Annotated in this window: 18 protein-coding genes; 10 read left to right on the top strand and 8 right to left on the bottom strand. The window is 58.2% G+C overall.

Annotation, left to right across the window (positions count from 1 at the left end; genetic code table 11):
- Positions 1 to 464 precede the first annotated feature (464 nt).
- From fepC to fepD, 3 genes are read right to left on the bottom strand one after another with little or no spacing between them, the layout of a single operon-like run.
- Positions 465 to 1,265, bottom strand: a complete 801-nt coding sequence (gene fepC / locus AC07RN_RS04285) for an iron-enterobactin ABC transporter ATP-binding protein (RefSeq protein ID WP_012016521.1) — start codon at positions 1,263 to 1,265, stop codon at positions 465 to 467.
- Positions 1,262 to 2,254: an iron-enterobactin ABC transporter permease gene (gene fepG, locus AC07RN_RS04280; protein ID WP_449553719.1), complete on the bottom strand. Its 993-nt coding sequence runs from the start codon at positions 2,252 to 2,254 to the stop codon at positions 1,262 to 1,264. Before fepG ends, fepC begins: the two co-directional genes overlap by 4 nt.
- Positions 2,251 to 3,255: a Fe(3+)-siderophore ABC transporter permease gene (fepD, locus tag AC07RN_RS04275; RefSeq protein WP_478335648.1), complete on the bottom strand. Its 1,005-nt coding sequence runs from the start codon at positions 3,253 to 3,255 to the stop codon at positions 2,251 to 2,253. The genes fepG and fepD overlap by 4 nt, the downstream gene beginning before the upstream one ends.
- A gap of 111 nt (positions 3,256 to 3,366) precedes the next feature.
- On the opposite strand from fepD, the gene entS reads away from it, so the two are divergent.
- Positions 3,367 to 4,614 (top strand): enterobactin transporter EntS, encoded by a 1,248-nt coding sequence (gene entS / locus AC07RN_RS04270; RefSeq protein WP_478335647.1) that lies wholly within the window; start codon positions 3,367 to 3,369, stop codon positions 4,612 to 4,614.
- Positions 4,615 to 4,879: 265 nt separating this feature from the next.
- On the opposite strand, the gene fepB is transcribed toward entS, so the two are convergent.
- Complete coding sequence (gene fepB, locus AC07RN_RS04265; protein WP_478335646.1) at positions 4,880 to 5,839, bottom strand: Fe2+-enterobactin ABC transporter substrate-binding protein; 960 nt, start codon at positions 5,837 to 5,839, stop codon at positions 4,880 to 4,882.
- A gap of 187 nt (positions 5,840 to 6,026) precedes the next feature.
- Here fepB and entC point away from each other — a divergent pair, with 187 nt between their 5' ends.
- The 7 genes from entC (at position 6,027) to AC07RN_RS04230 (ending at position 13,566) form a co-directional block, all read left to right on the top strand.
- A complete protein-coding gene (gene entC / locus AC07RN_RS04260) occupies positions 6,027 to 7,202 on the top strand; it encodes an isochorismate synthase EntC (RefSeq protein ID WP_478335645.1) in 1,176 nt (391 codons plus the stop codon).
- 9 nt (positions 7,203 to 7,211) lie between these two features.
- The gene (gene entE / locus AC07RN_RS04255; RefSeq protein WP_478335644.1) at positions 7,212 to 8,822 is read left to right on the top strand and encodes a (2,3-dihydroxybenzoyl)adenylate synthase EntE; all 1,611 of its coding nucleotides are present in this window, start codon (positions 7,212 to 7,214) and stop codon (positions 8,820 to 8,822) included.
- Positions 8,823 to 8,832: 10 nt separating this feature from the next.
- Positions 8,833 to 9,687, top strand: coding sequence for an isochorismatase (locus AC07RN_RS04250; RefSeq protein ID WP_478335643.1), 855 nt, complete (start codon positions 8,833 to 8,835; stop codon positions 9,685 to 9,687).
- A complete protein-coding gene (gene entA, locus AC07RN_RS04245) occupies positions 9,687 to 10,442 on the top strand; it encodes a 2,3-dihydro-2,3-dihydroxybenzoate dehydrogenase EntA (protein WP_478335642.1) in 756 nt (251 codons plus the stop codon). The genes AC07RN_RS04250 and entA overlap by 1 nt, the downstream gene beginning before the upstream one ends.
- On the top strand, positions 10,442 to 10,855 hold the full coding sequence (entH, locus tag AC07RN_RS04240) for a proofreading thioesterase EntH (RefSeq protein ID WP_012016530.1): 414 nt from the start codon (positions 10,442 to 10,444) through the stop codon (positions 10,853 to 10,855). The genes entA and entH overlap by 1 nt, the downstream gene beginning before the upstream one ends.
- A gap of 317 nt (positions 10,856 to 11,172) precedes the next feature.
- Positions 11,173 to 13,278, top strand: a complete 2,106-nt coding sequence (gene cstA, locus AC07RN_RS04235; RefSeq protein ID WP_235135058.1) for a pyruvate/proton symporter CstA — start codon at positions 11,173 to 11,175, stop codon at positions 13,276 to 13,278.
- Between the two features lie 90 nt (positions 13,279 to 13,368).
- Positions 13,369 to 13,566: a YbdD/YjiX family protein gene (locus AC07RN_RS04230; RefSeq protein ID WP_041689339.1), complete on the top strand. Its 198-nt coding sequence runs from the start codon at positions 13,369 to 13,371 to the stop codon at positions 13,564 to 13,566.
- Here the strand turns inward: AC07RN_RS04230 and AC07RN_RS04225 are convergent.
- The 4 genes from AC07RN_RS04225 to AC07RN_RS04210 form a co-directional block, all read right to left on the bottom strand.
- Entirely contained in the window at positions 13,563 to 13,967 is a 405-nt protein-coding gene (locus AC07RN_RS04225; RefSeq protein ID WP_041689340.1) for a helix-turn-helix domain-containing protein, read from the bottom strand. The genes AC07RN_RS04230 and AC07RN_RS04225 overlap by 4 nt on opposite strands.
- The gene (locus tag AC07RN_RS04220) at positions 13,945 to 14,244 is read right to left on the bottom strand and encodes a type II toxin-antitoxin system RelE family toxin (protein WP_478335641.1); all 300 of its coding nucleotides are present in this window, start codon (positions 14,242 to 14,244) and stop codon (positions 13,945 to 13,947) included. Before AC07RN_RS04220 ends, AC07RN_RS04225 begins: the two co-directional genes overlap by 23 nt.
- A 202-nt stretch (positions 14,245 to 14,446) precedes the next feature.
- A complete protein-coding gene (locus AC07RN_RS04215; protein ID WP_478335640.1) occupies positions 14,447 to 15,190 on the bottom strand; it encodes an SDR family NAD(P)-dependent oxidoreductase in 744 nt (247 codons plus the stop codon).
- A gap of 86 nt (positions 15,191 to 15,276) precedes the next feature.
- Positions 15,277 to 16,365: an oxidoreductase gene (locus AC07RN_RS04210; protein ID WP_449553712.1), complete on the bottom strand. Its 1,089-nt coding sequence runs from the start codon at positions 16,363 to 16,365 to the stop codon at positions 15,277 to 15,279.
- Positions 16,366 to 16,525: 160 nt separating this feature from the next.
- On the opposite strand from AC07RN_RS04210, the gene AC07RN_RS04205 reads away from it, so the two are divergent.
- Both AC07RN_RS04205 and AC07RN_RS04200 read left to right on the top strand, forming a co-directional pair.
- Positions 16,526 to 18,028, top strand: coding sequence for a sugar ABC transporter ATP-binding protein (locus AC07RN_RS04205; RefSeq protein WP_478335639.1), 1,503 nt, complete (start codon positions 16,526 to 16,528; stop codon positions 18,026 to 18,028).
- Positions 18,025 to 19,020, top strand: coding sequence for an ABC transporter permease (locus tag AC07RN_RS04200; RefSeq protein ID WP_478335638.1), 996 nt, complete (start codon positions 18,025 to 18,027; stop codon positions 19,018 to 19,020). The genes AC07RN_RS04205 and AC07RN_RS04200 overlap by 4 nt, the downstream gene beginning before the upstream one ends.
- Positions 19,021 to 19,044: the final 24 nt, after the last annotated feature.

Genomic DNA, 19,044 nt, shown 5'->3' with positions numbered 1-19,044 from the left:
CAGGTCACTTCCGGCAAATCTGGAGCGCTGGTGATTTTTCTCCCTCTCTATATGGGGGAAGGAACCGTTCTGCGCAGGCGTTCAGCTCGGCAGATAACCTCCCGGCAAATCGGTAGCGCTAGTGGGTTTTCTCCCTCTCTGTATGAGGGAAGGAACCGTTCTGCGCAGGCATTCAGCTCGGCAGATAACTTCCGGCGAATCTGGATCGCTGGTGGTTTTTCTCCCTCTCTGTATGCGGGAAGGAACCGTTCTGCGCAGCTATTCAGCCCGGCAGATAACTTCCGGCGAATCGGTAGCGCCAATGGGTTTCGGCCTCTCCCCCGGTGTGGGAGCGCTGATATTTTTTCTCCCTCTCCCTGTGGGAGAGGGGCGGGGTGAGGGCACCACAGCGCACGAAGCAAAGCAAAACGGCAACACGAAGTTGCCGTTAATATTTCTCTTTCACCTTTTTGTGGTGGGATGAATCAGACCGCACGCCGTCCTATCGGCACCACCAGCGGTGTACCGGCAATCGGATCGTCGATAATCATGCAGCGCATCCCGTAGATCCGCTCGATCAGCTCTGGCGTCACAATCTCTTTCGGCGCGCCTTCCGCGACGATTTTCCCGTCGCGCAATGCAATCAAATGCGTGGCGTAGCGGCACGCCTGATTCAAATCGTGCAACACTGCCGCCAGGGTATACCCCTGCGTGCGGTTCAGTTCACTCAGCAGTTCCAGGAGATCAATCTGGTGGCTGATATCCAGCCAGGTCGTCGGCTCATCCAGCAGCATGATCGACGTCTCTTGCGCCAGCACCATCGCAATCCACGCGCGCTGTCGCTGCCCGCCGGAGAGCGTATCGACGCTTTGCCCGGCGAGATCGGTAATGCCCGTCGCCCGCATTGCGGCGGTCACCGCCGCTTCATCCTCTTTACGCCAGCGGGTAAACATCGGCTGATGCGGATAACGCCCGCGGGCGACCAGCTCTTGCACGGTGATGTCGCCCGGCGTCGTGGCGTTTTGCGCCAGCAGCCCAATGCGCCGCGCCACCTCTTTACTGGCGAACTGCTGAATCTGTTCGCCGTCGAGATACACGCTCCCGTGCTGCGGCGTCATCAGACGGCTTAGCGTGCGCAGCAGCGTGGATTTCCCGCAGCCGTTCGGGCCGATAATCGCCGTAAAATGGCCGTCGGGAATCGACACATTTAACGCCTGCGCCACGGTTTTTTTGCCGTAGCCGAGGGTGAGGTTTTCGCCGCGCAAGCGGGTCGCTGTCTGGATCATTTCTTGCGGGACTCCTGAACTAACAACACGATGAGATAGATACCGCCAAGACTGACGGTCACGACGCCCACCGGCAGTTGATAAGGCATAAACAGCTGCTGGGCGCAGAGATCCGCGACCAGCAATAAAAGCGCGCCGCACAGCGCCGACTGTGTGAGACCCCAGCGCGCCGTGCCGCTGATGCGGCGGGCGATATGTGGGGCAACCAGCGCGATAAACGAAATCGGCCCCGCAATGGCGGTGGCGGCTGCGGTGAGGACAACGGCGACCAGCATCAGCGTCAGACGCGAGCGTTCAACGCTCACGCCCAGCGCGCAGGCGCTATCGTCACCCATCTCCAGCAGGCGCATGCGGCGCACCAGCAGCCACGCACAGACAAGCATCATCATGATAATCGGCGTGGCGGGTAGCGTTTTGGCCCACGTCAGGCCGTTTAGCGACCCGGCGTTCCACAGCCCGGCGGTGAGCGACGTTTCAAGCGACGCACGCAACAGCAGCCAGGTGTTAAACGCCATCAGCATGGCACGAATACCAATGCCGATAATGATCAGGCGGAAGGTCTCGATTCCGTTGCGCCAGGCTAGCGCCCAGACGACAAGCGAGGTCAGCACGCCGCCCGCCATCGCCGCAAAGGCAATCGCCGTGAGATGCTGACCAAACAGCACCATCGCGACCAACACGCCGCTCCACGCGCCAGTATTGAAGCCCATCACGTCCGGACTGCCCAGCGGGTTGCGCAGCAGCGACTGGAAAATCGCACCGCTTACGCCAAGCGCGGCGCCCACCAAAATTGCCATCACCACGCGCGGCAAACGCCATTCGGTGACCACCATCGTGATATTGCGCGGGGCGCTGCCGGTGAGGGCGTTAAAGACCTGGGTGAAATCGAGCGTCACCGCACCGCTGCGCAAACTCCAGACGGCGGCCACCAGGCTGGCGAGCACCAGCAGCAGGCAGGTGCTGACTAATCGGCGGGAAGGGGTTATCACAGCGCACCTCCACGCTTACGGCGAACCAGGAAAATCAGCACCGGTGCGCCGATAAAGGCGCTCACCACCGACACGCGCAGCTCGCCCGGCACCAGCAGACGGCCAATAATATCGGCAAACAGCAGCAGAACGGGCGTCGCGAGCAGCGTAACGGGGAGCGACCAGCGGTGATCGGCCCCCACCAGCCAGCGTGCCATGTGCGGCATCATCAGGCCAATAAAGGCAATCGGCCCGACGACCGCCGTCGCGCTGCCGCACAACACGGTTATCGTTAATAATCCAATTAATTGCGTTCGCGCCACGCGGCTACCGAGCGCGGTGGCGGTGTCGCTGCCGAGGCTCAGGCTGTTGAGTGCGCGGCTTAAAAACAGCGCAACGGCGGCGGCGATAAGTACCGGGATTGTGACAATTTGCAACGTCTGTAGCGTGCGAATATCCAGCGATCCAGCCTGCCAGAAGCGCAGCTGATCCCAGGCATCGGGATTGAGCAGCGCAATGCCGCTCGATAACCCTTCGAGCACCGCGCCAAGCGCGACGCCCGCCAGCGTCAGGCGTACCGGGCTTAACTGTCCACCGCCCTGACTGCCGGTAAACGCGACGATCAACGATGCGGCAAGCGCGCCGCAAAAGGCCATCACCAGTTGTTCCGTGGGGGAGGAGAAGCCAAACAGCGCTGCGCCGAGCACAATCGCGAAACTGGCGCCCGCGTTGACGCCCAGAATGCCGGGATCGGCCAGCGGATTGCGAGTCAGCGTTTGCATGAGCGCTCCCGCCAGGCCAAGCGCCGCACCGGCCAGCAATCCGGCGAGCGTGCGCGGCAGTCGTGCGTCGAGCACAATCGTGCAGTCGGCGCTTTGGCATGTGCCGGAAAGGGCATCAACAATGACGGATGCCGACAGCGGTTTTGCGCCGACCAGCAGGCTGAGCGCCATAGCAAGAATTAACAGCATCAACAAAGCGGGCAGCGCAACGGCGCGTACCGCGAGAGGAGAAGACAACATAGCAACGTCCATGATTTGATAATGATAGTAATTATCGTTATCTATCTTATTTGGCTATGTTAGCATGTGCGACCACGAAATTGGTAGAGAGTTAGACCTCAAGGCCTTGTCATGAATCAAAAATCCTGGCTGCTTAATCTCAGCCTGCTCAAGACGCATCCCGCGTTTCGTGCCGTTTTTATTGCGCGTTTTATCTCCATTTTATCCCTCGGACTGCTCGGCGTTGCCGTGCCGGTACAGATCCAGGCCATGACGCAATCCAGCTGGCTGGTTGGTTTGTCTGTGACCTTGACGGGCAGCGCGATGTTTATTGGGCTGATGGTCGGCGGGGTGCTGGCGGATCGCTACGAGCGCAAAAAATTGATTCTGCTGGCGCGCGGCACGTGCGGCATTGGCTTTATTGGCCTGTGCCTGAACGCCATGCTCCCGGAGCCGTCACTCATTGCAATTTATGCGCTGGGATTATGGGACGGTTTCTTCGCCTCGCTGGGCGTGACGGCACTGCTGGCGGCTACGCCTGCGCTGGTCGGGCGTGAAAATTTGATGCAGGCGGGCGGAATCACTATGCTCACCGTGCGTCTCGGCTCGGTTATTTCGCCGATGGTGGGCGGCCTGTTGCTGGCAACCGGCAACGTGGCATGGAACTACGGTCTGGCGGCAGCGGGCACTTTTATCACTACGTTAACTCTGCTGCGTTTGCCGCTTTTGCCACCCCCGCCACAGCCGCGCGAACACCCGCTGAAATCGTTGATGGCGGCGATTCGTTTTCTGTTTAGCAATCCGCTGATTGGCGGCATCGCGCTGTTGGGCGGGCTGCTGACGATGGCGAGTGCGGTGCGCGTGCTCTATCCGGCGCTGGCGATTGAGTGGCAGATGAGCGCCTCGCAGATTGGCCTGCTGTATGCGGCGATTCCGCTCGGTGCGGCGTTTGGCGCGCTGACCAGTGGCAATCTGGCGCACAGCGCGCGTCCGGGGCTGATTATGCTCTCTGCAACCGTCGCTTCGTTTATCGCCATCGCTTTCTTTAGCCTGATGCCGTTCTGGGCGTTGGGCGTGGTGTGTCTGGCACTGTTTGGCTGGCTGAGCGCGGTGAGTTCGCTGCTGCAATACACCCTGATTCAGACTCAGACACCGGAAGGAATGCTGGGGCGCATCAACGGTTTATGGACGGCGCAGAACGTGACGGGCGATGCGATTGGCGCAGCGATCCTGGGCGGGCTTGGCGTGATTATGACGCCGGTGGCATCGGCCAGCAGCAGTGGATTTGTGCTGGCGATTGTCGGTGTGATTTTGCTGATGACGTTGGTGGAGCTGCGCCGATTCCGTCAGGAACCGGTGTTGAAGGATAGTGCAGCCTGATGCCCTCACCCACAGGGAGAGGGTGAAAACACTAAAACGGCAACTGGGTTGCCGTTTTGCTTTTAGCTTGTGCAGACTGATTCCCTCACCCCGACCTCTTTCCCACAGGGAGAGGGTGAAAACACAAAAAACGGCAGCTGGATTGCCGTTTTGCTTTTACCTCGTGCGGTCGGATGCCCTCATCCCGATCCCTTCCCACGGGGAGAGGGAGTAAACCTGAGATCTTCTTTCCGACCGGAGAGGGAGAAGACAATCAATTTCGTGCTTACTTGAACAACGCATTTAAACGTTCCAGCACCAGCATGGCGCTGTAATAATCCAGACGGAAGGTCTCCGTTCCCAGCGCCCAGACGCGTTTGTTTTGCACCGCAGGCAGGTGCGCCAGCAGCGGATTAGCGTAGATCGCATCGACGTCTTTCTGGTCGCCCGCAAACAAAAATAGCCCTTGTCCATTCAGCCCTGCCGCCAGATTCTCACCCCCCAACTGGATAATGTCGTGGCGCTTACCCTGACTTTTTGAGGTGTTCAGCCCAGCAGGCAACTCAGCCAGCTGGAATCCGAGCTGTTGCAGGAACTTGCCCTGCGCCGATTCGGCGGTCCACAGATTCGCGCTGTGCGCGGCGGCGGTGTAGACAATCGCATTCACCGGCTGTGGCGGCAGTTTCATTTGCTGCTTCACCAACGTCAGCTGTTGATCAAATTCGGCGATGCGCGCGGCGGCCTGCTTTTCGTGTCCGGTCAGCGTGCCGAGTTGAGTCAGCAGTTCCTGCCAGCTTTTGTCGTCGTAATTGATGACAAGCGTCGGCGCAATGGCCGAGAGCTGATCGTAAAGCGCTACGGCAGAATCTCCGCCGGTCGCGCTGATGAGAATCAGATCCGGCATTTGCGCGGCAACGGCTTCAGCGCTTGGCTCGCCGATATAGAGACGCGAAACCTGCCGTTTTTTGGCGATATCCCCCCACTGGCGCATAAAACCTTGCGCATCCGCCACGCGGTTATTCGGCGTTGTCGCGCCGCTGGCGACAACCGGCGCGTCAATCGCCAGCAGCGAACCGGTCAGCGTCACGCTGGTAGAAACAATGCGCATCGGCTTGCTTTCCAGCGTATGAACGCCACGGCTGTCGGTCACCTGACGGGGCCAGTCGGCGGCGGTGGCTGAGGTTAGTCCTAAAACAAAAAGTCCTGCTAAAAGCAGGGCGTGACGACAAACAGCAGGGAGTTTCACAAAGCGGCATCCTGTTTTTGTTGAGGTTAATGCTTCTCATTTTCATGAATGCGACGAAGGGATGCAAGCGATAGTCGCACAAGATGCGCTGTCGGCGGTTGACAGAGTCGCGCTCTGCTATTAGGTTAGCCATCGAAAATATAAATGATAATTATTCTTACTGCGTTTATCATTTTAGGAGGATGATATGGATACGTCATTGGCTGAGGAAGTTCAACACACCGCGACCACGCTGCAATCAGACAGCTTTTTCTTTATGTCGCCGAACCGCAGTTTCACCACATCTGGCTGTTTTACCCGTTTTTCGGAGTCCGCAGCAGGCGGCGACGATCCGGCTGGTGCCTTCCAGCAAAAGCTGGCGCAGGCCTTCAATGACGCCAAAGCCAGCGGGATTTCGCATCCCATTATGGTTGGCGCCATTCCGTTTGATACCCGCAAACCGTCGTCACTGTTTATTCCGCAAAGCTGGCAAACCTTTTCGCGCCCGGCGCGACAGAAATCCGCACGCTACCATTCCGACTCGCAGGAACTGACGGTCGTAAGCCGCACGGAAATCCCGCCACAGCCCGTATTTGAAGAGATGGTGGCCCGCGCCGCCGCGCTCACAGCAACGCCGCAGGTCAATAAAGTGGTGCTCTCGCGCCTGATTGATATTGCCACAGATCGGCACATCGACAGCGGTGCGTTATTAGAACGCCTGATCGCGCAAAACCCGGCGAGCTTTAACTTCCACGTTCCACTCGAAGACGGTGGTGTGCTGCTGGGGGCAAGCCCTGAGCTGCTGCTGCGCAAAGAGGGCGCACATTTTAGCTCGCTGCCGCTGGCCGGTTCCGCGCGTCGTCAGCCGGACGATATGCTGGATCGCGAAGCCGGAAACAAGCTGCTGGCGTCTGAAAAAGATCGCCACGAGCACGATCTGGTGACGCAGGCGATGAAAACGGTGCTGGAAAAACGCAGCCATAAACTGGCGATGCCGTCTTCTCCGCAGCTGATCACCACGCCTACGCTCTGGCATCTGGCGACCCCGATTGAAGGCGAAGCGCGAGAGAACGAAAACGCCCTGACGCTGGCCTGTCTGCTGCACCCGACGCCTGCGCTGAGCGGTTTCCCGCATCAGGCCGCCAAAGAGATAATCGCCTCTCTCGAGCCGTTTGACCGCGAACTGTTCGGCGGGATCGTAGGCTGGTGCGACAGCGAAGGCAACGGTGAATGGGTCGTGACGATCCGCTGCGCGCGCATTCATGAAAACACGGTTCGCCTGTTTGCGGGCGCGGGCATTGTCCCGGCCTCATCGCCCGTCGGCGAATGGCGCGAAACCGGCGTCAAACTCTCCACCATGCTCAACGTTTTTGGTTTGCACTGAGGAACAATCATGACTCTTCCCTTTACCCGTTGGCCTGAGGAATTTTCCCGGCGCTACCGTGAAAAAGGCTACTGGCAGGATGTGCCGCTGACCGACATTTTGACGCGTCATGCTGACAACGACGCGACGGCGGTGATCGACGGTGAACGGCACTACACCTACCGTCAGCTCCACCAGGCAGCGAATAATCTTGCCTCCGCACTGCAGGCGCAGGGGATTAAGCGCGGCGAAACGGCGCTGGTGCAGTTGGGCAACGTGGCCGAGTTTTACATCACTTTCTTTGCCCTACTGCAGGCAGGCATTGCCCCGGTGAATGCGCTCTTTAGCCATCAACGCAGCGAGCTGAACGCGTACGCACTTCAAATCGCGCCTGCGCTGGTGATTGCCGATCGCCAGCACGCGCTGTTTGCGGGCGATGATTTCCTGAATACGTTTGTCGATGAACATCGCTCTGTGCGTGTGGTGCTGCTGCGCGGCGATAACGGTGAACACGCGCTGGAGAAGGCCATCGCGCGTCCGGCTGACAACTTTATCGCCAGCCCAACGCCATCTGATGAAGTGGCGTTTTTTCAGCTTTCCGGCGGGAGCACCGGCACGCCAAAACTGATCCCGCGCACGCACAACGACTACTACTACAGCGTTTTGCGCAGCAACGAGATTTGCGGGATTACGGCTGACACTCGCTACCTGAACGCGCTGCCCGCGGCGCACAACTTTGCGATGAGTTCCCCAGGATCGCTGGGCGTGTTTATGGCCGGTGGGTGCGTGGCGCTGGCGAACGATCCGAGTGCCACGATCTGCTTCCCGCTGATCGAAAAACACCAGCTCAACGTTGCGTCTTTGGTTCCTCCAGCGGTCAGCCTGTGGTTGCAGGCCATTGCAGAAGGGGCGGGTAACGCTCAACTGGCATCACTGACGCTGTTACAGGTGGGCGGAGCACGGCTTTCCGCCACGCTTGCGGCGCGCATTCCGGCGGAAATTGGCTGTCAGCTGCAGCAGGTTTTTGGCATGGCGGAAGGGCTGGTGAACTACACCGCCCTCGACGACACCCCGGAACGCATCATGAACACTCAGGGCCGTCCAATGTGTCCGGATGACGAAGTGTGGGTGGCGGATGAAAACGGACAACCGCTGCCGCGCGGTGAAGTCGGGCGTTTGATGACGCGCGGGCCGTACACCTTCCGTGGCTATTTCAACAGCCCGGAACACAACGCCAGCGCTTTTGATGCCGACGGTTTTTACTGCTCCGGGGATCTGATCGCCATTGATGAGCAGGGTTACATCACCGTACAGGGGCGCGAAAAAGATCAGATCAACCGTGGAGGCGAGAAGATCGCGGCGGAAGAGATCGAGAATTTATTGCTGCGTCACGAATCGGTGATCCAAGCGGCGCTGGTCAGCATGGAAGACAGCCTGCTGGGCGAAAAAAGCTGCGCGTATCTGGTGGTGAAAAAAAACCTGCGCGCGGTGGATGTGCGTCGATTCCTGCGGGAGCAGGGGATTGCAGAATTCAAACTGCCGGACAGGGTCGAGTGCGTGGACGCGCTGCCGCTGACGCCGGTCGGGAAAGTAGACAAGAAACAATTGCGCCTGTGGCTCGCTGAACGCGCCCAGGGCTGAGGAACAGATTATGGCGATTCCAAAATTAACCGGTTACGCGCTGCCGACGGCGGCTGAGCTGCCGAACAACAAAGTGAGCTGGGCGTTCGAGCCTGAGCGTGCTGCGCTGCTGATCCACGACATGCAGGAATATTTCCTCAACTTCTGGGGCGAAAACTGCCCGATGATGGAGCAAGTGGTCGCGAACATCGCGCAACTTCGCGATTACTGCAAAAAGCACACTATTCCGGTCTATTACACCGCGCAGCCAAAAGAGCAGAGCGACGAAGACCGCGCGTTGCTGAACGACATGTGGGGACCGGGCCTGACCCGCTCGCCGGAGCAGCAGCGTATCGTATCGGAACTGACCCCTGATGAAGCCGATACCGTGCTGGTGAAATGGCGCTACAGCGCGTTCCACCGCTCGCCGCTGGAGCAGATGCTGAAAGAGACCGGTCGCAATCAGCTGCTGATCACCGGCGTTTACGCGCACATCGGCTGTATGACTACCGCCACCGACGCTTTTATGCGCGATATCAAACCGTTCTTTATCGCCGACGCGCTGGCCGATTTCAGCCGTGAAGAGCATCTGATGTCGTTGAACTACGTGGCGGGGCGCACCGGACGCGTGGTGATGACCGACGAGCTGCTGCCATCCGTACCCGCCAGCAAAGCGGCGCTACGCGCTGTGATTCTGCCGCTGCTGGACGAATCCGACGAACCGATGGACGACGAAAACCTGATTGATTACGGTCTCGACTCCGTGCGCATGATGGCGCTGGCCGCCCGCTGGCGCAAAGTTCACGGCGATATCGACTTCGTGATGCTGGCGAAAAATCCGACCCTCGATGCCTGGTGGGCGCTGCTGTCCCGCGAGGTGAAGTGATGGCCGGATTTGATTTTTCCGGCAAAACCGTCTGGGTAACGGGCGCGGGTAAGGGCATCGGTTACGCCGCGGCGCTGGCGTTTGTCGAGGCGGGTGCGCGGGTGACTGGCTTTGATCTCGCCTTCCCGGCGAACGATTATCCGTTCGCCACCGAAACGCTGAACGTGGCGGACGCGACGCAGGTAAATGACGTTTGTGGGCGCGTGCTGGCAAAGATGGAACGCCTGGACGTGCTGGTCAATGCGGCGGGTATTTTGCGCATGGGCGCGACCGATCAGCTGTCGCAAGACGACTGGCAGCAGACCTTTGCGGTGAACGTCGGCGGGGCGTTTAACCTGTTCCAGCAGACGATGGTCCAGTTCCGTCGCCAGCAGAGCGGGGCGATTGTTACCGTGGCCTCTGACGCCGCGCGCACCCCACGTATCGGGATGAGCGCTTACGGCGCATCGAAAGCCGCGCTGAAAAGCCTGGCGCTGACCGTCGGCCTTGAGCTGGCAGGCAGCGGCGTGCGCTGTAACATCGTCTCACCAGGATCGACCGACACCGACATGCAGCGCACGCTGTGGGTGAGCGACGACGCCGAACAGCAGCGCATTCGCGGCTTTGGCGAGCAGTTTAAGCTGGGTATTCCACTCGGCAAAATTGCGCGTCCGCAGGAGATCGCAAGCACGATTTTGTTCCTTGCATCAGACCACGCCAGCCACATCACGCTGCAGGACATCGTGGTGGATGGCGGCTCAACGCTGGGGGCGTAATGATCTGGAAACGTCACTTATCGCTTGAAGAACTCAACGCCACCAGCCTGAACACGATGGTGGCGCATCTGGGCATGGTTTACACGCGCATCGGCGACGACACGCTGGAAGCCGAAATGCCGGTGGATGCGCGGACACATCAGCCGTTTGGCCTGCTGCACGGCGGGGCGTCCGCGGCGCTGGCGGAAACGCTCGGTTCGATGGCCGGTTTTCTGATGACCCGTGATGGGCAAAACGTGGTGGGGACCGAGCTTAACGCGACCCATCATCGCGCGGTGTCGCAGGGAAAAGTGCGCGGTGTTTGTCAGCCGCTGCATCTTGGGCGTCAGAACCAGAGCTGGGAGATCGTGGTGTTCGACGAACAGGGACGGCGCTGCTGTACCTGTCGATTGAGCACGATGGTGCTGGGGTAGTGGGTGCGGTTTGATGCCCTCACCCTAACCCTCTCCCACGGGGAGAGGGAATCGCTTGTGCGGTTTTTCCTCCTCGCTAACACTCCTAATGCGTTCCGCGATTCTCCCTCTCCCTTGGGGAGAGGGCTGGGGTGAGGGGCAAACATCAACTCAGTGCTATTTTCCATCCCGGCACGCGCTAAAGTGATCCGCTTAACACAGTGAAGTAAATATCTGGTTTGACCACGCATTATTGCGTTTCAAAGTTGTTAAATTTAAAGGCGTGATCTAGAAACAAAATGTAACATCTCACTGTTTCTCGCTAACGGACAACAACTATGAACAACTCAGGGAAATACCTCATCTGGGCAATGCTCTCCGTTGTAGGCGCATTTGCTCTGGGCTACATCGCCCTCAATCGTGGTGAACAGATCAATGCGCTATGGATAGTCGTGGCTTCCGTCTGCATTTATCTGATCGCGTATCGTTTCTACGGACGTTTTATCGCCGACAAAGTGCTGGTGGTAGACGGTACGCGCATGACGCCAGCTGTTCGGCATAACGACGGCCTGGATTATGTTCCAACGGATAAAAAAGTGCTGTTTGGTCACCACTTTGCGGCGATTGCCGGGGCGGGTCCGTTAGTCGGGCCGGTACTGGCGGCGCAGATGGGGTACTTGCCGGGCATGATTTGGATCCTGGCGGGTGTCGTGCTGGCGGGCGCTGTGCAGGACTTCATGGTGCTGTTCGTCTCGACTCGTCGCGACGGGCGCTCGCTCGGTGAGCTGGTGAAAGAGGAGATGGGCGCAACGGCCGGGGTTATCGCGCTGATCGCCACCTTTATGATCATGGTGATCATCCTGGCGGTGCTGGCGATGATCGTGGTGAAAGCCCTGACCCACAGCCCGTGGGGAACCTATACCGTGGCGTTCACCATTCCGCTGGCGCTGTTCATGGGGATCTACATTCGCTACATCCGTCCGGGGCGCATTGGTGAAGTCTCAATCATTGGCCTGTTCTTCCTGGTGTTTGCGATTATTTCTGGCGGCTGGGTGGCGGAAAGCTCAACCTGGGCACCGTATTTTGACTTTACTGGCGTACAGCTGACCTGGATGCTGGTGGGTTACGGGTTTGTGGCTGCGGTTCTGCCGGTCTGGCTGCTGCTGGCCCCACGCGATTATCTCTCTACCTTCCTCAAAATCGGCACAATTGTTGGTCTGGCGATTGGTATTCTGATCATGCGCCCGACGCTGACCATGCCTGCGCTGACCAAATTTATTGACGGCACCGGCCCGGTCTGGACCGGTAATATGTTCCCGTTCTTGTTTATCACCATTGCCTGTGGCGCGGTATCGGGCTTCCATGCGCTGATTGCATCGGGCACGACGCCGAAAATGCTGGCGAACGAGAATCAGGCTTGCCTGATTGGTTACGGCGGCATGTTGATGGAATCCTTCGTCGCCATCATGGCGCTGGTTTCTGCCTGCATTATCGATCCGGGCGTGTACTTTGCGATGAACAGCCCAATGGCGGTTCTGGCACCTGCTGGCACGGTTGACGTGGTCGCTTCTGCGGCGCAGGTTGTGAGCGGCTGGGGCTTTGCCATTACACCGGAAACGCTAACGCACATTGCCAATGAGGTGGGGGAGCAGTCGATTATCTCCCGTGCAGGCGGCGCACCGACGCTGGCGGTGGGGATGGCGTACATCCTCCACGGTGCGCTCGGCGGGCTGATGGATGTGTCGTTCTGGTATCACTTTGCGATCCTGTTCGAAGCGCTGTTTATCCTGACGGCGGTCGACGCCGGTACACGTGCGGCGCGCTTTATGTTGCAGGATCTGCTGGGGGTGATCTCACCGGGGCTGAAACGTACCGATTCGTTGCCAGCGAACCTGCTGGCAACGGCACTGTGCGTCCTGGCCTGGGGCTACTTCCTGCATCAGGGCGTGGTCGATCCGCTAGGCGGCATCAATACCCTGTGGCCGCTGTTCGGTATCGCCAACCAGATGCTGGCAGGCATGGCGCTGATGCTCTGCGCGGTCGTGCTGTTCAAAATGAAGCGTCAGCGTTACGCATGGGTGGCGCTGTTGCCAACCTCGTGGCTGCTGATTTGTACGCTGACGGCAGGCTGGCAAAAAGCCTTTAGCCCGGACAACAAAGTCGGGTTCCTGGCGATTGCTAACAAGTTCCAGGCGATGATCGACAGCGGCAAAATCCCGGCGCAATATACTGAGTCTCAGCTTTCACAGCTGGTGTTCAATAACCGTCTGGATGCCGGACTCACCATTTTCTTTATGGTGGTGGTTGTGGTGCTGGCGTTGTACTCTCTGAAGACCGCGCTGGCGGCACTCAAAGAAGACAAACCGACGGCGAAAGAGACGCCATACGAGCCAATGCCAGAAAACCTGGATGACATTGTGACTCAGGCGAAAGGGGCGCATTAACTAATCCCCCTCTAACCCTCTCCCCTGCGGGGAGAGGGAACATAGAAAACCCTCGCTCTCATGAGAGAGGGATTGAAAGAGAGAAACATCATGTTCGACACGTTATCCAAAGCAGGGAAATACTTAGGCCAGGCAGCAAAAATGATGATTGGCGTGCCGGACTACGACAACTACGTCGAGCACATGCGCGTCACCCATCCCGATCAGTCGCCGATGACCTATGAAGAATTTTTCCGCGATCGTCAGGACGCTCGCTACGGTGCCAAAGGCGGCGTGAAGTGCTGTTAGCCCTCTTTAGGCAGATAGAGACTGATTTGTTCCTGCGTGCAGCCGTAAATAGCAGCCAGCTTTTCACGCGTGCGTTTCTGCGGGCGGGAATCTACCGCTTCAAGTTGCGAGACGGCAGACTGGCTGATGCCGAGTTTGTCGGCCACTTCCTGCTGCGATAATCCGCGCAGAATTCGCCATGCGGCCTGCAGGCTGACTTGCTGATACGTCATGAGGCTGCAAACGTCAGCAGGTAATCCAACATCATCGTAGATATCCTTTTCGTCATCAACGCTTTCCCAGTTTTCCTCATTTTCATCATCATATTCAGCCGTTTGCAGGACCATACGAAGATAGTCATCATAAGGAATGACTGCGTACTGTGGTTTTCCATCAGCATCAGCGATCAGTTGTACATCCATAGGGAACACTTTCCTCGTGAAGATAGGCCGTTGAGCTTCTTCGCTTGACTGCCACGATGTAGCAAACATCTCGTGATTCGCCCTGAATCATGAAGATTACGCGGTATTCGCCTGCTCTAAGCCGATAGTAATTGCCGGGCAACGATAGCTTTTTAATATCCGGTCGAGGCGTATTTTTATCGGTTATCGCGTTCACTTTCTCCTCGATTCTCTTTTGAGCGCACACCTCAATTTTGGCTAGATCTCTTTTTGCAGATCTTGACCAGATAATCTTCATCCGTACCTCCACTGTACGCCCCTGCATTTTATAAGGAAATAATAAGGTTATTAGTTAAATTCTGATTTTCTTATACAGGTACTGTAGAGCGGAGAGACTGCGGGTGAAAGAGGCAAAATGCAGCGCGTCGGGATGGCTCGCAAACGCCTCTGTGAGTCGACAGAGGCGTGCAAAAAAGCGGAATTGCGATCGCAAATTTCCGTCAGGCGTTTAACCCGCCATCCACATCGAGGCCGGTACCAGAAATCTGTCCCGCCTGAGGACTGGCGAGAAACGTGACTGCCGCCGCAATATCCTCCGGCGTGCCGTAATGGCCGGTGGCAATCAGCTGGCGCTGTGAGTCGGCCTGTTCGCCGTCCGCCGGATTCATATCGCTATCCGTAGGGCCAGGATGCACCAGATTGACAGTGATTCCCCGTGGTCCCAGGTCGCGCGCCAGACCACGCGTCAGGGAATTAAGCGCGGATTTGCTCATTGAATAAACGGAGATTCCCGGCTGAGCAACGCGATTGGCCAGACAGCTGCCAATATTGATGATGCGCCCGCCCTCTTTAAGATGCGCAAGGGCGGCCTGAATGGCGATCACGACGCCGCGAATATTCACGTTGATCACCGCATCGATATCCTCCAGGGACATGGATTCCAGTGGACCGCCGCGCGCGATGCCAGCATTGTTGACCAGAATATCCAGCCCGCCGAGCGTCTGCACCGTCTGATTAACCGCATGCTGAATCGCCTGAGCGCTCGCGCTGTCTGCCTGAATGGCTTCGCTGTGCCGTCCAAGCGCGGCGATTTCATCGGCGACAGCCTGGGCTTTATCGGCGGATTTTTCATAGGTTATAACCACATCGGCCCCTGCGTGTGCCAGCGACAACGCAATGGCGCGCCCCAGCCCACGGCTGGCTCCGGTGACCAGCGCCTTTTTACCTGTTAAATCGATCTGCATGATGACCTCTGACGAGAGTGGTGAGATTCATCATTAGGTATAGAGGGAGTTTTTCCCCCGTCAATGCGCTGAACGGGGGAGGGCAATTATTGGCGGAAGGATTCCACTTTCTCAAATGCGGCGCGTAAAACTTCAGGCGAGAGCGCAACCGGCAGATAATGAATGGATTCGACTGGGCGCAGCGTATGGGTGATCACTTTATCCAGCTCCGCACGGTTGTTGATGTCCACGTCCAGTTCGCGCAGGGTGGTCGGCAGATTGAAACGCTCATACGCGGCGATCAGTTGCGCCAGAACGTCGTCCTGACCGAGCAGGGCGCTTTGCACCAGAATGCCGTAAGCGACTTTGGTGCCGTGCAGGAACTTGTCGGTTTGCGGTAACACGGTCAAACCGTTATGTACGGCATGCGCCGCCGCCACGCGGGTATAGCGTTCGCCCAGCCCGCCGACCATACCGCCGCCCGCGATAATGGCATCCACCACATCGCGAAACGCCTGCGTTTGCTCCCCGCGCGCCTGATCCGCCAGCGCCTGTTCGCTGCTCTCCAGCAGCACGTCACGGATCGCCAACGCACCGTTGATGCCGAGGCGAACGGTAAGCGAAAGCTCTTCCGGTTTTGGCGCTAACACCACCGCTTCGTACCATTTCGCCAGCGTATCGCCGATGCCCGCCAGCAGGTATTCCGCCGGGGCGTTCAGAATGATTTGCGGCTCGACCAGCACCAGGAAATTAGCGTCATCGAAGATCTCAAACTGCAACGCCTGACCGGCGTCGTTATACCAGACGGAAAGCGGTGTCCAGGCGGCACAGGTGGCGGCAATGGTTGGAATACCGACGAACGGCACGTTTAGACGACGCGCCACGGCTTTGACCGTGTCCATGACCGCGCCGCCGCCTACGCCAATCACCACGCTGGCGTCACTGCCGGATTCATTCACCAGATGGGTGACATCGCGCTCGCTGCAGTGGCCCTTGAACAGCAGATGTTTTGCGCCATCGGCGTTAAAGCTTTCTGGCAGGAAAGGGCGCGCCCCTTCAATTGCGCGTTCGCCGTAAATCCACACCGCATGGGAAAGTTGTTCAGGCGTGAAGAAATCGTTCAGGCGCGCAAGGCTGCCGCTGTGGGAAAAGTAGTTGGCCGGGCCGGGTACGACACGAATATCGGTATTGCTCATTTTGGGTGTCCTTTTTTGCGAAGCGCTAACCTGATGTTATGTCTGGACATCCGGATGGCTAATAATATTTAGCTTTATCTTATGCCTTTTCTATCATTGCCAGTCAACCCGACCTGTGAAAAATTCCATAAATCAAAATATTAATGAAGGATTTACGCGGATGGTATCCAGTCGCCTTGAGATGCGCGGTATCAGCCTGGCCTTTTCCGGGTTTCAGGCGCTGTCGCGTGTGGATTTCACGCTGACGGGCGGATCCGTGCACGCGCTAACGGGCGCAAACGGCGCAGGGAAATCAACGCTGATGGCGGTGCTGTGCGGCACCCACGATCACTACGAGGGTGAAATCAGCATTAATAATCAGCCGGTAGCGATTCGCGAACCGCTCGACGCCAAACGGCTCGGTATTCATTTGGTGCAGCAGGAAGTCGACGTGGCGCTGATCCCCGGATTGAGCATCGCTGAAAATATCATGCTCGACAACCTGGCACACCCGGGGCATCGCTATCGCTGGAGCGCCATTCGCGAGCAGGCAAAGCTGGCGCTGGCGCAGCTCGATGTGTCCCTGAACGTGCGTCGCTCGATAGACAGCTGCTCGCTGGCGGAAAAACAGCAAATTTTGCTGGCGCGTGCGCTGTCGCATCACTGCCGTTTTCTGATCCTCGATGAGCCGACCGCGCCGCTTGATGCTCACGAAAGCGAACGCCTGTTTGCGGTGGTCAAACGCCTGCAACAGCAGGGCATCGGCGTGGTGTTTATCTCCCATCGCATCCACGAACTGAAAGCGATTTGCGACACTTTAACCGTGCTGCGTGACGGCAAATTAATTGAATCCGGCCCGATGGCGAATTTGAGCGGCGAAGCGATCGTCGAAAAAATGCTCGGTCACGAGCTGAGCGATATCTACCCGCCCGCGCGGCCAAAATACAGCGACGAAACGCTGCTGCGCGTAGAAGGGCTGCACGACGACGCGCTGCTGAAAGATATCTCTCTGCATCTGCGCAAAGGTGAAATTCTCGGCATCGCCGGGCTGGCGGGCGCGGGAAAAACCGAGCTGTGCAAGGCGTTGTTTGGCGCGAGCAAAAGCCGCGTCGAGCGCGGTGAACTGTATCAACAACCCTGGAAGCCACGTGACCCGGCGGATTCCGTGCTTCGCGGACTGGCGCTGGTCCCGGAGGAGCGGCGCAAAGAGGGCATTTTTATCGACGAGCCGGTGAGCATGAATTTGTCAGTGAGCGCTGATAACAGCTTTTCGCGCTGGAGCCTGTTCGGTCATCGTCAGGCGTGGCGCTGGGCTGAGGAAGTCATTGCCCGCGTCGGCGTGCGTGCGCGTGGTCCTGGGCAGGTGTTGCGCCGTCTTTCCGGCGGCAACCAGCAAAAAGTGGCGATCGGCAAATGGCTGCGCAATGAAGCCAGCGTGCTGATTTTTGACGAGCCCACCAAAGGCGTGGACATCAAAGCCAAAACCGATCTCTTCCAGCTTATTGATGGCCTGGCGCGCGAAGGCAAAGGGGTGATTTACGCCTCGGGTGAGTTCGCTGAACTGGTCGGATTGTGCGACCGCATCTGCGTGCTGTGGGACGGACGCATCGTGGCGGAAATCGCCGGTGCCGAGGCCCGCGAAGAGACATTACTTTATTATTCAACCGGAGGTACGGCGTCGTGAGCAAGGCCCTTTCAGTCAATACAGCGGCGTCGGGCCGTCAGCAGTTTTTCGATTTTCTCTATAAATGGGGCATGTTGCTGACCGTTGTCGCGCTGGTCGCGATTTTTGGCATCGCATCGGACAACTTCCTCGATCCCTTTAACATCATCAATATTCTGCGATCGATCGCCATCGTGACGGTGATCGCCATTGGCGTTTCTGTCTCGTTGACCGTCGGCGGCTTTGATCTGTCGGTCGGATCGACGGCATCGCTGGCGAACGCGCTGGTGATTTCGCTGTTTGTCTGGCACGGCTTTGGCACTACCGAGTCGATTCTGATCACCCTGGCGCTGTGTACGCTGGTTGGGTTGTTCAACGGCTTTCTCATCGTGATCCTGCGTATTCCGGACATGCTGGCGACGCTTGCCAGCCTGTTTGTGATTCAGGGCGTGGCGATGACCTACAGCTACGGCGGATCGATTACCGAAAACATGGTTCTGCCGAGCGGCGACATGGCCGAAGGAACCATTCCGGCAGCGTTCGGCCTGCTGGGTCAGGTGCCCACGATTGTGATTATCATGCTGGCAGTGACGCTGCTGGCGCAGCTTGGCTTATCGCTGACCACGCATGGACGCCGTATGTACGCCATTGGCGGCAATCCGGAAGCGGCGCGCCTTTCCGGCATTCGCACCACCCGTTACAAAGTGGCGGCATACGTGATTGCGTCGCTGCTGGCGGGGTTGGGCGGCATTTTGCTGGCGTCACGCATTGGTTCGTCGCAGGTGAATGCGGGCGGTGGCTATCTGATGGATGCGGTCGCGGCGGCGTGGATCGGCTTTTCGCTGGCGGGTTCCGGTAAGCCCAACGCGCTCGGCACGCTGGTGGGGGCGGTGATCCTCGGCGTGTTGTCTAACGGGCTGGTGATGCTTTCGGTGCCGTATTACGCGATGGACATTATAAAAGGGCTGGTGCTGGCCGTGGCTCTGGCGATTACCTACATACAAAAACGCTAATAACATTTCACAACACAACGGGAT

The organism is Lelliottia sp. GFLA7, assembly GCF_056490165.1.
This window is presented reverse-complemented; position numbering and strand designations above follow the sequence as displayed.

Bases quoted from the DNA above. Each gene is read 5' to 3' on its own strand.
- AC07RN_RS04210 (WP_449553712.1), bottom strand. From the start codon at position 16,365: ATGAGCAATACCGATATTCGTGTCGTACCCGGCCCGGCCAACTACTTT.
- entA (WP_478335642.1), top strand. From the start codon at position 9,687: ATGGCCGGATTTGATTTTTCCGGCAAAACCGTCTGGGTAACGGGCGCG.
- AC07RN_RS04220 (WP_478335641.1), bottom strand. From the start codon at position 14,244: ATGAAGATTATCTGGTCAAGATCTGCAAAAAGAGATCTAGCCAAAATT.
- AC07RN_RS04205 (WP_478335639.1), top strand. From the start codon at position 16,526: ATGGTATCCAGTCGCCTTGAGATGCGCGGTATCAGCCTGGCCTTTTCC.
- entC (WP_478335645.1), top strand. From the start codon at position 6,027: ATGGATACGTCATTGGCTGAGGAAGTTCAACACACCGCGACCACGCTG.
- fepD (WP_478335648.1), bottom strand. From the start codon at position 3,255: ATGTTGTCTTCTCCTCTCGCGGTACGCGCCGTTGCGCTGCCCGCTTTG.
- entS (WP_478335647.1), top strand. From the start codon at position 3,367: ATGAATCAAAAATCCTGGCTGCTTAATCTCAGCCTGCTCAAGACGCAT.
- AC07RN_RS04250 (WP_478335643.1), top strand. From the start codon at position 8,833: ATGGCGATTCCAAAATTAACCGGTTACGCGCTGCCGACGGCGGCTGAG.
- fepC (WP_012016521.1), bottom strand. From the start codon at position 1,265: ATGATCCAGACAGCGACCCGCTTGCGCGGCGAAAACCTCACCCTCGGC.
- AC07RN_RS04230 (WP_041689339.1), top strand. From the start codon at position 13,369: ATGTTCGACACGTTATCCAAAGCAGGGAAATACTTAGGCCAGGCAGCA.
- cstA (WP_235135058.1), top strand. From the start codon at position 11,173: ATGAACAACTCAGGGAAATACCTCATCTGGGCAATGCTCTCCGTTGTA.
- entH (WP_012016530.1), top strand. From the start codon at position 10,442: ATGATCTGGAAACGTCACTTATCGCTTGAAGAACTCAACGCCACCAGC.
- AC07RN_RS04225 (WP_041689340.1), bottom strand. From the start codon at position 13,967: ATGGATGTACAACTGATCGCTGATGCTGATGGAAAACCACAGTACGCA.
- entE (WP_478335644.1), top strand. From the start codon at position 7,212: ATGACTCTTCCCTTTACCCGTTGGCCTGAGGAATTTTCCCGGCGCTAC.
- AC07RN_RS04215 (WP_478335640.1), bottom strand. From the start codon at position 15,190: ATGCAGATCGATTTAACAGGTAAAAAGGCGCTGGTCACCGGAGCCAGC.